This window comes from Vreelandella andesensis, from assembly GCF_003989795.1.
Taxonomy (GTDB): Bacteria; Pseudomonadota; Gammaproteobacteria; order Pseudomonadales; family Halomonadaceae; genus Vreelandella; species Vreelandella andesensis.
Genome location: NZ_RZHG01000007.1, coordinates 142,658 through 158,417 on the forward strand (window position 1 = coordinate 142,658; position 15,760 = coordinate 158,417).

A 15,760-nucleotide genomic window follows, 5' to 3' on the forward strand; every position below is an offset into this window, starting at 1 on the left:
GGCGGGCTAGCTTTCCCGCTGGCTGGCTTGAATTGCGGTGAGGGCGATGGTGTAAACGATATCGTCTACTAGCGCACCGCGGGAAAGATCATTCACTGGCTTGTTTAAACCCTGCAGCATCGGGCCAACGCTGACCACACGGGCACTACGCTGTACGGCTTTATAGGTTGTGTTGCCGGTGTTGAGATCAGGGAACACAAACACGGTCGCTTTGCCCGCGACAGGTGAATCCGGTGCTTTTTGTTTACCAACACTTTCAATGGCGGCGGCGTCGTATTGTAGCGGTCCATCAATAGCGAGATGTGGGGCACGCTCCTTGGCAATGCGAGTAGCTTCGCGCACTTTATCAACATCCGCACCGGTGCCAGAGTCGCCGGTGGAGTAGCTGATCATCGCCACCCGCGGTTCAATACCAAACGCTTCGGCGGAGCGTGCGCTTTGCAGGGCAATTTCGGCCAGGGTTTCTGCGTCTGGGTCAGTGTTAACGGCGCAATCGCCGTACACCACCACCTGTTCAGGCAGCAGCATAAAGAAGATCGAAGACACCTGATTGTATTCAGGCGCCGTTTTGATCAACTGAAATGCTGGGCGCACGGTGTTCGCCGTGGTATGCACAGCGCCTGATACTAGGCCATCAACCTCATCTAGCTGCAGCATCATAGTGCCCAGCACCACGTTGTCTTGCAGTTGGGCTTCGGCGGTTAATTCGTTAAGTTTGCCCCGGCGACGCTCTACCATTGGGCTGATATAGCGGGCTCGGGTGCTTTCAGGGTCAATAATCGTTAGCGTATCGGGTAGCGTCAGACCGCGATGACGGGCAACGTTTTCGATGTCCTCACGTTTGCCGAGCAGCACGCAGTCGGCAATTCCTCGCCGCTGACAAACAATCGCGGCTTCAATGGTGCGTGGCTCATCGCCTTCAGGCAGCACAATGCGCTTCTTAGCCTGCTGAGCAACTTTGACAAGTTGGTGGCGAAATGCGGATGGCGATAGGCGATGAATGTAGCCAAGGTTGAGTTTGGCTTTAAGCCACTCTAAATCCATGTGGGCAGCCACAAAGCGTGCCACCTGTTCGGCTCTTTCGAAATCATCCATGGGGATTTCACGGCTGAGCTGGCTGAGATTCTGAGCGGTGGTCAGGCTGTCAGTTTCCACTACCAGTACCGGAAGACCCGTTTTAAGAGCCGGCCGGCACATTTCAATCATGTTGTCGTTTGGCAGGAAGCCATTGGTCAGCAAGATACCTGCTAGCTGAGTGCCATTCATGGTGGCCAACGCCGATGCCAAAACAACATCATCACGGTCACCCGAGGCGACGACCAAGCTACCCGGTTTGAAAATATGCAGCGCATTGGCGGCACTTCGTGCGCATAGGCTGGTGGACAGCACGCGGCGGGTGGCGGCTTCCCCTTCATTGAGCATCTTGGCATTCAGCGCTCGCGCCACATCTAACGTGCGCGGTGCGCTCAAGGTATTGCTGTAAGGTACCACGCCAATCAGATGAAAACGGTCTGTTGCTAGCGCTGGAGAAAAGCGGCGCAGTTCATTCAGTACTGGCTCTTCAAGGTGTGGCTTAATTGTACCTGGGGCCGCAGAAAGGTCGTCTTCCTGTCCATAAGGCAGGTTCTTCATGCGCATTAAAATACCACCCAGGGTACGGCTGGAGCTAACGCCGCCAAAGCTTCTGGCATGCATGTCCAGTTCTTCGGCAAGCCGCTGCGGCTCGTTTAAATCGCCGGTGCCCACCAGAATAATTCGCGCGTTAAGGGCATCTGCCAACTGGGCGTTGGTTTGGGTGGCGTAGGTGGTGTGTTGGGTGGGAACAACGCCTTCTACCACTACTAAGTCTAGCGCGCTGCCGTCCCGATGGGCTTGCTGAGTGACCTGTTCAAAAAGCTCAATGACATTTTCCATTAGCTCATCGGTTTGATTATCGCGCAGTAAGCGTTCAAGTCTCGTTTGGGAAATGGGTGACGGTGGGCGTTGATTCAGCGTGCGCGACACCAGCGCGGTTGAACGGTCAAGCCCTGGGCCGTTCAGCTCATTTTGCATAAATGGCTTCAAAAAACCGGCTTTTAGACCGATGGTATCCAGTGCTTGAATTAACCCCAGGCAAGCGGAGGTTAGCCCAGCGCCCATGCTGGTGGGTACCAGTAAAATGGCTTGAGGCTGCTCGGCAGAGCTGTTCATTTAGATGTCTCCACGCAGTGGCGGGTTTCCATGGCGATACGGCCCTCTTCATCAGTAGGAATTACCCACACTTCGGGACCAGTGTGGTCAGCGTTGTCCAGCGTGCCTTCTTTACCGCGAATAGTGGCTTCGTTAGCCATTTCATCTAAGCTGAAACCAAAATGGGGCAATAGCGCCAATACGTTACGGCGAACGAACGGTGAGTTCTCGCCAATGCCACCGGTAAACACGACGCCATCCAGTTGAGGTAAAGCACAAGAGAGGGCGGCCAGCGATTTAGCAACTCGGTAGCAGAATACCTCCAGTGCGAGTTTGGCATCTTGATGGCCAGCCAGTGCTTGGTCTTCTATTTCACGCATATCATTGGTCAGCCCAGAAAGGCCTAACAAACCACTCTGTTTGTTGAGCACGTTGTCGATCTCTTCCAGCGACCAGCCAAGCTGACGGTGAAGATGAGCATGCAAGCCAGGGTCAACATCACCGCTGCGGGTTCCCATCACTAACCCTTCCAGCGGCGTAAGGCCCATGCTGGTATCCAGGCTTTGGTTGTTCCATATGGCGCTGGTAGAGCAACCATTGCCCAGGTGAGCGGTTAGCCAGCCACCTGCGCCACGGCTGCTGAGTTCGCTGGCGCGCTGGCTGACATACGCGTGGCTAGTGCCATGGAAACCGTATCGACGGATGCCATGCTCGCTATACAGCGCTTCCGGTAGGGCATAACGGTAGGCGCGTGGCGGTAGTGTTTGGTGGAAAGCGGTATCAAATACCGCTACCTGGGGCAGGTCTGGAAAAACGCGTCGAGTGGCAGCAATGCCCGCTAAGTTAGCCGGGTTATGCAGCGGCGCGAGTGTTGCCGTCGTTTCAATGGCGGCAATTACGCTATCGTCAATCATGGCTGCCTGAGTGAAGCGCTCACCGCCGTGAACAATACGGTGCCCAACCGCGCCGGGTACTCGACCTTCCAGGCGCTTTAGAATAGCGCTTAGCGCTTCAGCGTGATCAGCATTAGGCAGCGGTTGGGTAAAACCTTCGCCCGCACTGTTCTTACCTTTCAATCGTGCCTCGCCACTGCCTAAACGCTCTGCTAGACCGGCTAAGCGCGGTGCCTTAGGGTCTGAATCAATCAACGCATATTTAATAGAAGAAGAGCCGCAGTTAATGACCAGCACCGGTGTATTCATAACAACCTTTGTAAAGTAGTTAGCATAAAATAAGGGTAGACCTTAGTTTAACATGCTGCACTGCAAGATATTAGCGCAGTATTCGTTAGCCTTCGCCATAAAATGTCGTCATTCTGGTTGTTACTCTACTTATCGCGAGCCTTTTTTTTCTATGTCTACTACGTCGTTACCCACGTTATTGCCTCGCCATCTAGCCATTTTGCTGATGATGTCGGTGGCCACCATGTTTGCAGCTAACCATGTGTCCGCGCGTCTGGCGTTTGATAACGGCACTGGTTTGCTGCTTGCGGTGCTGATGCGCTCCGGGGTGGCATGTTTGATTTTGCTGACGCTAGTAGTGGTTCAGAAAAAGCGACTTTGGTTGCCGCCCGGCACATGGCCGTGGCAGTTGGCGGTGGGGCTTCTGATTGCCATTCAAAGCGTGAGCCTTTATTCAGCGGTTGCACGCTTGCCAGTGGTTATTGCGCTGCTGCTGGTCAACACCTTTCCCATTCAATTAGCGCTGTTAAGTTGGGTGCTGGGCGGTCCTAGGCCTTCGCTGCGCAGCTGCCTGATTATGGGCACTATTTTGATTGGTCTGTTAGTGGTGCTCGATATACCGAGTTGGTTCGCGGATGCCAATGCTATGGGGCCTGAGTGGGTAGTCGGTATTGGGTTTGGGTTAAGTGCTGCCTTTGCGTTTGCTTGCGCGCTGTGGGTCACCGAGCACCGTTTAGCCGGGGTGGGCAGCACGTTACGCAGCCTGCTGACCATGCAAACTGTCTTTATTGTCATGATGATTGGTGGGTTGCTCGGTGCGGTACCCGGCGGCATGAGTTTGCCGGATAACAGCGCCGGCTGGATTGGGCTGTCGCTGTTGGCCTTGCTATATGGCAGCGCTTTTTCCTTACTGTTTATTTTTGTGCCGCGCCTGGATATGGCCCGTAACGCCCCGGTTATGAACTTCGAGCCGGTAGCGTCCTTGTTGCTCGGTTATATCGTGTTAGGTCAGATGCTAAGCCCAAGCCAATTGGTTGGTGGGGCAGTGGTCGTTGGCGGCATTGTGGTGCTTAGCCTTTCTAAAGGTCGGTAAGCAAGAGAGAAAAAAAGAAATTACACGCAAGTTGGGTCGGAAAATTGCGTTTTTTACAGAGGTGAGCCCTCACCGAAATGTGCCAGGGCATAGACATTAATTTGTACTGGTATACCCGTTTGGTTACCGCCACATAGCGAAGCCCCTATCACGCATTGACGTAGTAGGGGCTTTTTATATGTGCTCGTTGTTGAAAAATAGTGAATATTTGTCGTTCGATAGGTGGCGGTTTTCTCTTCGCTGAAGGTAGTGGGTTGCATTGGCCCGCATGCCTGAGGATGAGCATATCTTTTCAGAGTTTGGGCCAAATGCTGCGCTTGCGAAGCTGATAGTGTTAATAATTAATAACTATTACTACAGGTAGCCAGCGAACAACCTCATAACGCTCTACAAAGGGAAACTACCATGTATAACATTAGTAAAATTGCCTTGGCAGTAGGACTTAGTGCTGGCCTTGCAACAACTGCAAGTGCCGCTGAAATTGATTGGCGTATGGCAACACCATGGAGCGGTGGCCCGTGGCTTGAGCGCGATGCGCAGATGTTTGCAGACCGCGTTGCCGAGCTGACAAACGGAAAGATCGCAATCGAAGTCTATCCTGGCGGCACGCTAGGCAGTGCACTGCGTGTTACCAACACCGTGAAATCGGGCGTTGCTCAGGTAAGCCATAACTATATTAACTATGACTATGGCACCGACCCGACCACCGCTCTGTTAGCTGGCCACTCCAGCGGTCTAACGCCTGAAGAGTTCATGCTGTGGATGTACGAAGGTGGTGGTGCTGACCTTTACGAAGAGTATCGTCTTGAAGTGTTTGATGTCGTCGCGTTCCCGTGTGCCATTCTCGGCACCGAAATTTTCCTTCACTCAAATAAGCCTGTCAGAACGCTTGAAGATTTTCAGGGGCTGCGCCTGCGTACTTCCGGCGCATGGGCTGAAATTGCGTCTCGCTTAGGTGCTTCTACGGTTGTTATGGCAGGTAGTGATATCTACAGCGCCCTTGAACGTGGCGTGATTGATGCTGCCGAGTGGGGAAGCCCTGAAATGAACCGTCCAACAGGGTTCCAGGAAGTCGCGCAGTACGTTATTACGCCTGGCGTGCACCAATCGGGTGGCTTTCTTGAGTGTCAGGTCAATAGCGACACCTGGGAAGAGCTAAGCGAAAATGACCAGAGCATGCTGCGCCTTGCTGGTAAATTGTCGGTTTTCGATACATGGCTTGCTAGCTCTTATGCTGACCTGGAAGCCTATCAAGAGCTAGTTGATGGTCCTAATGAGATTGTCGAGTTAGACCAGTCTTTCATCGATGCTATCTATGAAGAAACGACCAAGTGGGAAGATGAATACGCCGCTGAAAACGAGTGGTTTGCCCGTGTTCTTGAATCTCAGCGCTCCTTTAAGAATGGCATGAACAGCTGGTCGGAATATCGTCTGCCGATCGGTGTTATGGGCCGCTAGCATTTTTTGAGTAAATGATCAGAGAGGCCTTCGCGGGCCTCTCTTTTGTTGGCGTCTGCTTCCTGTTCCCCCTCCCTATACGCAGAGATCCCGTCATGAAACTAATCCGATCCATAGAAGCGCTGACCCGCTTTGCTGGCTGGTTGGGCGCTCTTCTTGTACTGCCTTTAATTGGCGCATTGATCATTGAAGTGCTGAGCCGGTACGTGGCAGGCCGCCCTACGTTATGGGCGTTTGAAGTCAGTTACATGGTCATGGGAGCGATGTTTATGCTGGGTATGGCCAATGCCTTGCGCATAGGCCAACACGTCAGTGTGGACATTGTCTCTCTACAGCTGAGCAAACGCGCAAATGCCGCCATACGGGCAATTGGCTATGTGCTTTTCCTGCCGGTGTTGGTATGGCTGGTATGGGAGCTTTCTAAATACGCACTCTCTGCTTTTGAAACCAATGAGCGTTCAGGACGTTCCGCCTGGAACCCAGTGGTATGGCCAATTTTCACGGTATGGTTTGTTGGTTTTGCGCTGTTGGCACTTCAAGTGTTCGCTGAGTTACTGAAATCACTGTGTTTGTTAACCGGTAGACATCAATCTGAGGAGTCAGCCGAATGAGTAGCTATCTTGCGTTGCTGATGTTCCCTGCCTTGATGACGTTAATCATTGCTGGTTTTCCAATCGCTTTCTCGATGATTCTAGTGGCAACCGGCTTCGGCATCATTCAGTTTGGCGATGTTGCGGCTTATCAGCTGTTGACCAAGATTGAAGACACGGCATCTAATTCAATTCTTGCAGCAGTACCGCTATTTATCTTTATGGGCGCAATGCTAGAGCGTTCAGGCATTGCCGAGCGGTTGTTTGAAGCGATTCATATGTGGACGCGCCGCCTGCCCGGCGGGCTAGGTATCGGTGCCATTATTTTAGGCACCCTGTTTGCTGCTTCCAGTGGCGTTGTTGGTGCCACAGAAGCGGTGATTGGTATGCTGGCCATTCCCGTTATGCTCAAACATCAATACAGTAAGAGCCTGATGTCAGGAACAATTTGCGCCAGTGGTTCGCTGGGCACTGCAATACCGCCTTCTATTACCGTGGTAATACTTGGACCTGTCGCAGGGGTATCGGTGGGATCACTGTTTAGTGGTTTGCTGATCCCCGGGATCTTAATGGCTTTTATGTTTATGGCCTATATCATCGGGGTTGCGTACTTCAAGCCAGAAATGGCGCCACGCATCCAAGAGCAGGAACCGGACATTGCGCTAGGTAAAAAAATACGTATTACGCTAGTCGCGTTAGTGCCGACCATGCTGCTGATTTTTACCGTGCTAGGCACCATTCTGATGGGCATGGCAACGCCCACCGAAGCTGCGGCGTGTGGTGCGTTAGGCGCGATTATTCTGGCGGCTGCCTATCGGAACTTGAGCGTGCCGGTATTGTGGAGTTCTGCGGTTAAGACCGTGAGTATTTCAGCCATGATTCTGCTGATTGTGATGGGCGGCAGTATGTTTGCTGGGGTGTTTTTTGCCTCAGGCGGAATGGCGACGGTTCAGGCATTGCTGATGGACACAGGCTTTAGCCCTTGGATGATTTTAGGCCTGATCCTGCTGATTGCGTTTATCGCAGGGTTCGTGCTGGATTTGATTTCGGTGGTACTTATCATTATCCCTGTGGCCATGCCTATTGTAAGGATGCTGGGCTTTGATGAGATCTGGTTCTGTGTCGCATTCTTGGTGGTGCTGCAAACTAGCTATCTGACACCACCCTTAGCGCCTGCTATTTTCTACCTCCGAGCGATTACCCCGCCTGAAGTGACGCTGAAGCATATGTATAAAGGCGTTGTGCCTTTTATCCTGGCTCAGCTTGTCGTGTTGGCCTTGGTGTTATCGTTTCCAGAAATTGCGCTTTGGTTACCCGATGTTATGGGTGGGCCTTCCTGGCGTTAGAGGGCATCTTATTGGTAAAGGCGTGTTTGCACCGCTTGCTGAATTATTGGGTGCTAACGCGTCTACCTGAAAGTAATTGAGGTAACTTTTCCAGCAAAGGCTACGCTAATAAAGGAGTCGCCTTTCGAAGTCATTATTCACTTAGTGAGCGACATTATCCCCACTAACGGATTAGAGGTGTTCGTCATGGCAAGCGGCAAAGAAGATAAAGCAAAAGGTAGTGCTAATAAAGTCGCCGGAAAAGCAAAGGAAATGGCAGGTAAAGTAACGGGAAGTGGCAAAACAGAAGCCAAAGGAAAAGCCCAGCAAGTAAAAGGCGAACTGCAAAAGGGCAAAGGTGACTTCAAGGAGAAGACTAAGAAAAAGTAATATTTTACGCTTTTCTCATATCAACAACCGGAACCCAGGGTTCCGGTTGTTGAGCGTAAAAGAAGGGGCGCTATGTGGTTTCTTATGGCGATACAAAGGATGACATAGCTCACTATTACTGGCTGTTTGCTGTTGCTTAATGATCATGTGCCATGACTAACCTCACTGAGGACGTGTTCCATGCCTACCATGATGAAAGCTGCCATTTTTGTCGAGCCTGGTCGTATTGAAATTGACGACAAACCCATTCCCGAGATCGGTCCCAACGATGCGTTGATGCGCGTGACCACCACCACCATATGTGGTACCGATATTCATATCCTTAAAGGTGAATACCCGGTTGAGCGCGGCTTAACCATCGGCCATGAGCCGGTGGGTGTGATTGAAAAGCTGGGTGCCAACGTAAAAGGGTACCAAGAAGGCCAGCGAGTCATCGCTGGAGCAATTTGTCCGAGTTTTACCTCTTACGCCTGCCAAGATGGCTGCTCCTCGCAAGATGGTGGCCACCATAGCCATGGGTACAAACCGATGGGTGGCTGGCGCTTTGGCAACACCATCGACGGTGCCCAAGCCGAGTACCTTTTGGTGCCCGATGCCGAAGCAAACCTCTCGCCTGTCCCCGACGGCCTGACTGACGAACAGGTACTGATGTGCCCCGATATTATGTCAACTGGTTTTGCCGGTGCCGAAAAAGCGGGTATTAAAATTGGTGACATCGTGGTGGTATTCGCGCAAGGCCCGATTGGGCTGTGTGCCACGGCGGGGGCACGGTTACGCGGAGCGGGCATGATCATCGCTGTCGACGGTGTCGATGAGCGTTTAGCAATGGCCAAGCAGATGGGTGCTGACGTAACGGTGGATTTCCGCAAAGTAGATGTCGTCGAAGAAATTCTTAAACTCACGGGTGGGCGCGGTGTTGATGTGGCGATTGAAGCACTCGGCCTGCAGCAAACCTTTGAATCTGCCTTGCGGGTGCTAAAACCCGGCGGCACGCTATCAAGCCTTGGCGTTTACTCCGAAGACCTGACAATACCGCTGGGTGCTTTCTGTGCCGGCCTTGGCGACCACAAAATCATCACGTCACTTTGCCCTGGCGGCAAAGAGCGCATGCGCAGACTGATGAGCATTATTGCCGCAGGGCGATTAGATCTTGGCCCCATGGTGACCCACCGCTACGCCCTGGAAAATATTGTTGATGCTTATGATCTGTTCTCCCATCAGCGCGACGGCGTGTTGAAAATAGCCCTTGAGGTCTCGTAATTCTCCAGTAACACTCAAGGGCCATGTTAGACAGCGAGGCTGTTTAAGGAGACGTTTTAAATCTCCTGATACAGCTCGCTGCCTTCCCGGCGGAACTTCTCCGCCTGTTCCTGCATACCGCGCTTAACAGCGTCAGCGTCGCTTTCGGATGCATTTTCCGGCGTGCGATCCCGGTAGGTATCGCGTACTTCCTGGCTTATTTTCATCGAGCAGAATTTCGGCCCGCACATCGAGCAGAAGTGCGCCACCTTGGCGGAATCCTTCGGCAGGGTCTCGTCGTGGTATTCGCGGGCGGTGTCCGGGTCCAGCCCCAGGTTGAACTGATCCTCCCAGCGGAATTCAAAGCGCGCCTTGGAAAGCGCATTATCGCGGCGCTGTGCCGCCGGGTGGCCCTTGGCCAAGTCCGCCGCGTGGGCGGCAATTTTGTAGGTAATAATGCCGGTTTTAACATCATCTTTATTTGGCAGGCCCAAGTGTTCTTTCGGCGTGACATAGCAAAGCATCGCACAGCCAAACCAACCGATCATCGCCGCACCAATGCCGGAGGTAATGTGATCATAGCCAGGGGCGATATCAGTGGTGAGCGGGCCTAGAGTATAGAAAGGCGCCTCGTGACACGCTTCGAGCTGCTTGTCCATGTTCTCCTTAATCAGGTGCATGGGCACATGGCCGGGGCCTTCAATCATCACCTGAACATCGTGCTTCCAGGCGATCTTCGTCAGTTCACCCAGCGTCTCGAGCTCAGCGAACTGCGCTGCGTCATTAGCATCGGCAATTGATCCGGGACGCAGGCCGTCGCCAAGAGAAAACGCTACGTCGTACTGCTTGCAAATCTCGCAGATCTCTTCGAAGTGGGTATATAGGAAGCTTTCCTGGTGGTGGTACAAACACCACTTCGCCATGATCGAGCCGCCACGGCTGACAATACCGGTCACGCGGTTGGCCGTCAGTGGCACATAGCGCAACAGTACGCCTGCGTGAATGGTGAAGTAATCGACGCCCTGTTCTGCTTGTTCAATTAAGGTGTCGCGGAAGATTTCCCACGTTAGATTTTCAGCCACGCCGTTGACCTTTTCGAGCGCCTGATAGATAGGCACCGTGCCAATCGGCACCGGCGAGTTGCGGATGATCCACTCGCGGGTCTCATGGATATTCTGTCCGGTCGAGAGATCCATGATGGTGTCCGATCCCCAGCGGATCCCCCAGGTCATTTTGTCGACTTCCTCTTCAATCGACGAGGTGACCGCTGAGTTACCCAAGTTGCCGTTAATCTTGACCAGGAAGTTACGGCCAATAATCATCGGCTCGGACTCAGGGTGGTTGATATTATTGGGAATAATCGCCCGCCCACGGGCCACTTCGTCGCGCACAAATTCCGGCGTGATTTCGTCTGGCAGTTTTGCACCAAAGCTTTGGCCGGGATGCTGATGGCCCAGAATGCGTTCAACCTCAGCAGTGCCTAACGTCTGGCGACGCTGATTCTCGCGGATGGCAATAAATTCCATTTCCGGGGTAATAATGCCTTGGCGCGCATAGTGCAGCTGGGTGACGTTTCCTGGCCTGCCGTCTTTTGTAGAGAGTGCCCGGCGTGGGGTGCGGGTTAAATCAAAGCGCAGCTGGGCTAGCGTTGGGTCGTTAGCGCGGCGATTGCCGTACTCACTGGTTGGGCCAGCTAGGAACTCAGTATCGTCACGCTCTTCAATCCAGGCCTGGCGCAGCGCGGGTAAGCCCTGGCGTAAATCGTTGTTGGCCGCTGGATCGGTGTAAGGGCCAGAGGTGTCGTACACCAGCAGCGGCGGGTTCTCTTCATCAATGCTGCTGGTTTTGGTCGGCGACAGGGTGATTTCCCGAAACGGCACGCGGATATCCGGCCGTGAGCCTTCAACATACACCTTGCGCGAGGCGGGTAGCGGCGCAATAGCAGCAGCATCGACTTGGGCGGTTTCGGCGAGAAAGTGGCTGGTTTTACTTTTTGAGGTCTCAGTTTTTAACGTCTTAGTCATTACGGCGGTCTTCCTTCGTTGTTGATTATGGTTGTTGTGTTGGTTTAATGGGTAAGGTCGTCATCTATCAGGTCTAGGCCCATCTGCCAGAAATCGATTTCCAGGCGCGTGGCATCGCGGAAGATTTTGCTCAGTTCGACAAAGCGGGTGGGGGTGACATCGGCAAGGCGAGCATTGAGCCATTCAAGCTCCGCCTGCATGGCGGTCTGAAATTCCTCGCTTTCGTACATGGCGATCCAGGCGTCATAAGGATTTCGTGCGCCGCGCAGGGTGAATGGCTGAGCGTTCAACCAGTTGGCAATTTCGCCATAGCCCACTAGGCAAGGGGCCAGTGCCACGTGCAAATCAAGCAGGTCGCCACGGTTGCCGGTATCTAATACATAGCGGGTGTAGGCCAGCGTGGCTCGGGCTTCCGGCAACGTGGCTAGCTCGTCTTCGCTGATGCCCCACTCGCGGCAAAAGCCCACGTGCAGGCCCAGCTCCACATCCACAATGGCTTTTAAACCTTCATGGGCTTGGCGCAGGTCAGCTAAGGTTGTGCTTTTATAGGCGGCCAACGCGTAGGCGCGGGCGAAGTGAATCAAAAACAGGTAATCCTGCTTTAAATAGTGGCGAAACGAGGGTTCGGGTAGCGCGGCGGTGCCTAGCTGGCGGACAAAATCGTGCTCAATATAGGCACGCCAGTCGTGTTGGCAAGCATCGGTAAGATCGGTAAAGCGGTAGCCCATGGTGCCTCCGGTAGTCGTGATCCGGAGGTAGGCGGAGATCGAGAAGATGGCGCGGAAGGTGGCGTGCGATCGTGAGAGAGAGCTAGCCGGGGCCATCGCTTGATCCCTACGCCGGTACCCGCATTGCGAACTTATGTAAGCCGCAGCGCATTAGCCGGATCAGGTTCAGCGGGACCAACGCTTTGGCAGTATCAAGTTGATACGCCCTGCGCCATCTCAGCCGGATTCACCGGCACCCCGTCAAGCAATTAGTGAAAGCAGTCTAGGAGGAGGAGAGACGAGATGCAAGGGGCACGCGCAAGCACGCGAATTTTGGATATGCTGCCAAAATTGGCTTTGCCCTCATGGGAATCAATGGGGTAGAGTCAAATTGGGTGGCTACAAAACCCCAATAAATGTGACGTCGCGTTTATTGGGATTTTGTAGCGAGGCATATAATCACTGTTAGTTTTCGGCAGTAAGGATATATCTCGATGAATATTAATATGTCTGTAGTATGTGATGATTGTAATACAGTCATAAATTGTAGAGTCGGCATGTCGAACCGAAGGCTTCAGCCCTTGCGCTTTGTCTGTGAAGAGTGTCTTTCGCCAATTGATATTAACGTAAATTTAGGCCAAGGAATAACCATAGAAGGGGCAAATCAAATCGAAACAAAAGGGCCTTTCGATTCCGAAACTGCATTTGTTGACTTACATTTGGATTTTCCTGTTGCTTTTGATAAATATATAATGGGTATGACACCCTTCATGATGGCATCCCAAAGATGCGGTCATGAGAATATGCAAATTCATGCTTTTCGTGTGAATACCTTGAATGAGATTTCTGAAAGAACTCCTGAAATAAAAAAGATCATCAAGCTATATCGAAATAATAAGGAAAAACTATACAGGAAACGGATCTTGTCTTTTTTGGAGTCTAATATTGACTGTAAAATGAAAATCGATCAGAACTACGCGTTATATCACTTACTTGAAAGGTGTTTTTCTCCGTTCAATGAACCCACAAAGAATCTTGAAACCGTTGAAGGTTATACGGAGAAGATCATATGGTTCGCTGAAAATAAAAGAACGGAATTCGAAAAACTACTTGAGGAGTTGGTAGGGTCAGGCTTCTTGAAAAACTTACAAGACGATTGCTTGCAGTTATACCCTAAAATGTTGGACTTTGAGCTAATATTTAGGCCTGCTTTGTTTCTTGATTTTGACAATACATATGAAAATTCAAGAATGGCATATAGGGTGTCTTCACATGACTTTGATGAAATAAAAGACCTATATAAAGATATATCGGAAGTGTTATCCCGACAACTCGTTTTGATTGCAGCAGTTAATAATTTAGAAAAGAGAGGTGATCATAATTCTTTTGCGCCACTCGAAAAAATGAAAGTGCCTACATCTCTAAATAAATATGCAGACGTAGCTTTTGGGCAAAAGCTTGAGCTTTTAGATGACCCTTGGCATTCAATATCGAAAGAAGTGGCTGATAATCAATTACGAAATTCAATTGCTCATTTTAAAGCAGAGTATGATGATGTAAGCCAAAAATTGACCTACTTTCCAAAGAGAGAAGGCATCAAGCAAGAGAAGTCCGAAGAAATGTACTTTTTAGACTTTAGCCGGAAGATATTATTAGCCTATAGAGAAATGCACAAGCTGAATCATTTGATTAAGTGCTTATTTGTGTTTTATTTTATGTATGTTAATCCAGAATAAAACTAAAAAGCGCGTGCACAAGGACAAAATTTCTGTCACGCCTTTTGTGCGTGGCTTCGCCACTATCGCAAAAAAGTCGTAACTAAAATTTTGCCTGTGACGCGGGCGTTAGCTCCTTGAGGGCGCGTAAGCATCACATTACCAAGGAATAAAAATGGCCCAAAAGACAAATGATCAGATAATTCTTGAGCAGATAATCAAGGAACGATGTGCTGAGTCTGGCGATGAACTGACCCTGTCGGAGTATTTCGAGATATATTCTGCATCAGAAATACTTAAGAATTATGACCTTACCTATGATGACATTTTCTATGGGATAGTAGGTGATGGTGGGGATGGTGGAATTGATTCAATCTATACCTTTATAAATGGCGAGCCATTAAAAGAAGATACGCCAGTAAATACCAACCAGAAAAAGAACCATATTGAACTGATTATAATTCAATCGAAGACTTCGGCCTCCTTTAAAGAGGATGCTGTAATAAAATTCAGAGAGTCAGCTCAAGATTTGTTTAACTTGGCGAATAATCCAGACGATTATGCTGCACGCTACAATGCTGATCTGATTGATAAGGTTAAGCTTTTTAGAGATTTATATGCAAAGTTAGCAAAGACATTTCCAAAAATCGAAATACGATATTTTTATGCTACGCAGGGCGATGACGTGCACCATAATGTGTCAGGGAAAGTGTCAAAGCTTCAAGAAGATATTGTAAAAATGTTTGGTGGTGCTGAATTTTCATTTGAATTTATAGGTGCGTCTGAACTTCTTGAGATGACTAGGAATGTACCGTCTACTTCGAGAGTGCTTGAGGTTGCGGAGTCACCAATTGGCACAACTGCCGGTAGTTATCTATGCCTAGTTAGTCTGTCTAAATACTACGAGTTCATATCTGATTCTGGGTCGTTGGCACGCAGTATATTCGAATCGAATGTTCGAGATTATCAGGGTAGCGTTGTAGTCAATACGGGAATAAGGAAGACACTTGAGAATAAAGAATCAGAAAACTTTTGGTATCTGAATAATGGCGTAACTATTATTACCCCTAAAGCAGTAATGGCAGGAAAACAACTTACAATTGAAGATCCTCAAATTGTTAATGGGCTGCAGACATCACATGAATTATACCAATATTTCTCGCAGCTGGAGAATCACGATGGTGATGAAAGAGCCGTGCTTGTAAGAGTGATATGCGAACAAGATGAAGAAGCTAGAGACCGAATTATACGAGCCACCAACAGTCAAACATCTATTCCGCCTGCTTCACTAAGAAGCTCCGATGACATCCATAGAAATATTGAAGACTTTCTTAAGTCAAACGGTTATTACTACGACAGGAAGAAAAATTTTTACAAAAACCAGGGAATGCCAGTTGCTAAGATCATAAGTATTTCTTATATGGCGCAAGCAATGATGGCTATCATGCTTTTAAAACCTGATAGCGCAAGGGCTCGCCCTTCAACGTTGATAAATTCTGACGTCGAATATAAAAAAATATTTAGCTTAGATAAGCCCATTGATATATACCTCAAAGCAGTTCAAATAATGAAAGCTGTTGAAGCATACCTGAAGCCAGAAAATTGCGAGATTCAGTTAGAAAGAAAGACTACCACGAATATCAAATTTTATGTGGCAATGGTGGCTAGTATAAAAATAGCAGGTGCTCATCAAGAAATAGAGCAAAAATTTTCGGAATTACCAAACGTAGATTTATCTAGTGAAATTCTTAGTGAATCACTTCAACAAGTACTTGCAGAGTTTAATGAATTAGGAGCAACCGACCAAGTTGCAAAGGGGTCGGCTCTTGTAGCCAAACTCCTGAGCTAACAATATGCTGCACACGGACA

12 protein-coding genes and 1 riboswitch are annotated in these 15,760 nt (G+C 50.1%); of the genes, 8 read left to right on the forward strand and 4 right to left on the reverse strand.

The genetic code is table 11. The annotated features are described in order from the left end of the window. Nucleotides 1–6: 6 nt before the first annotated feature. Together pta and ELY33_RS03190 are read right to left on the reverse strand one after the other, a co-directional pair. Nucleotides 7–2,190, reverse strand: a complete 2,184-nt coding sequence (pta, locus tag ELY33_RS03185) for a phosphate acetyltransferase (protein WP_126943843.1) — start codon at nucleotides 2,188–2,190, stop codon at nucleotides 7–9. Next, entirely contained in the window at nucleotides 2,187–3,371 is a 1,185-nt protein-coding gene (locus ELY33_RS03190; RefSeq protein WP_126943846.1) for an acetate/propionate family kinase, read from the reverse strand. The genes pta and ELY33_RS03190 overlap by 4 nt, the downstream gene beginning before the upstream one ends. Nucleotides 3,372–3,522: 151 nt before the next feature. Here ELY33_RS03190 and ELY33_RS03195 point away from each other — a divergent pair, with 151 nt between their 5' ends. From ELY33_RS03195 to ELY33_RS03220, 6 genes are all read left to right on the forward strand, one after another. Next, nucleotides 3,523–4,443: an EamA family transporter gene (locus ELY33_RS03195; protein WP_126943849.1), complete on the forward strand. Its 921-nt coding sequence runs from the start codon at nucleotides 3,523–3,525 to the stop codon at nucleotides 4,441–4,443. 405 nt (nucleotides 4,444–4,848) lie between these two features. Continuing rightward, nucleotides 4,849–5,901, forward strand: a complete 1,053-nt coding sequence (locus ELY33_RS03200; RefSeq protein ID WP_126943852.1) for a type 2 periplasmic-binding domain-containing protein — start codon at nucleotides 4,849–4,851, stop codon at nucleotides 5,899–5,901. A 95-nt stretch (nucleotides 5,902–5,996) separates the two neighbouring features. Beyond that, nucleotides 5,997–6,512: a TRAP transporter small permease subunit gene (locus ELY33_RS03205; RefSeq protein WP_126943855.1), complete on the forward strand. Its 516-nt coding sequence runs from the start codon at nucleotides 5,997–5,999 to the stop codon at nucleotides 6,510–6,512. Beyond that, complete coding sequence (locus ELY33_RS03210; protein WP_126943858.1) at nucleotides 6,509–7,837, forward strand: TRAP transporter large permease; 1,329 nt, start codon at nucleotides 6,509–6,511, stop codon at nucleotides 7,835–7,837. The genes ELY33_RS03205 and ELY33_RS03210 overlap by 4 nt, the downstream gene beginning before the upstream one ends. 186 nt (nucleotides 7,838–8,023) lie before the next feature. Next, nucleotides 8,024–8,206: a CsbD family protein gene (locus tag ELY33_RS03215; protein ID WP_126943861.1), complete on the forward strand. Its 183-nt coding sequence runs from the start codon at nucleotides 8,024–8,026 to the stop codon at nucleotides 8,204–8,206. 180 nt (nucleotides 8,207–8,386) lie between these two features. Beyond that, nucleotides 8,387–9,466, forward strand: coding sequence for an NAD(P)-dependent alcohol dehydrogenase (locus tag ELY33_RS03220; RefSeq protein ID WP_126943864.1), 1,080 nt, complete (start codon nucleotides 8,387–8,389; stop codon nucleotides 9,464–9,466). Between the two features lie 56 nt (nucleotides 9,467–9,522). Here ELY33_RS03220 and thiC read toward each other — a convergent pair whose 3' ends face one another. After that, on the reverse strand, nucleotides 9,523–11,469 hold the full coding sequence (thiC, locus tag ELY33_RS03225) for a phosphomethylpyrimidine synthase ThiC (RefSeq protein WP_126943867.1): 1,947 nt from the start codon (nucleotides 11,467–11,469) through the stop codon (nucleotides 9,523–9,525). Nucleotides 11,470–11,513: 44 nt separating this feature from the next. Then, nucleotides 11,514–12,197, reverse strand: a complete 684-nt coding sequence (gene tenA / locus ELY33_RS03230) for a thiaminase II (RefSeq protein ID WP_126944268.1) — start codon at nucleotides 12,195–12,197, stop codon at nucleotides 11,514–11,516. Between the two features lie 86 nt (nucleotides 12,198–12,283). Then, a riboswitch (TPP riboswitch) is annotated at nucleotides 12,284–12,447 on the reverse strand. A 223-nt stretch (nucleotides 12,448–12,670) separates the two neighbouring features. On the opposite strand from tenA, the gene ELY33_RS03235 reads away from it, so the two are divergent. Next, complete coding sequence (locus ELY33_RS03235) at nucleotides 12,671–13,912, forward strand: hypothetical protein (protein WP_126943870.1); 1,242 nt, start codon at nucleotides 12,671–12,673, stop codon at nucleotides 13,910–13,912. A 154-nt stretch (nucleotides 13,913–14,066) separates the two neighbouring features. Further along, complete coding sequence (locus ELY33_RS03240) at nucleotides 14,067–15,740, forward strand: AIPR family protein (protein WP_126943872.1); 1,674 nt, start codon at nucleotides 14,067–14,069, stop codon at nucleotides 15,738–15,740. Nucleotides 15,741–15,760: the final 20 nt, after the last annotated feature.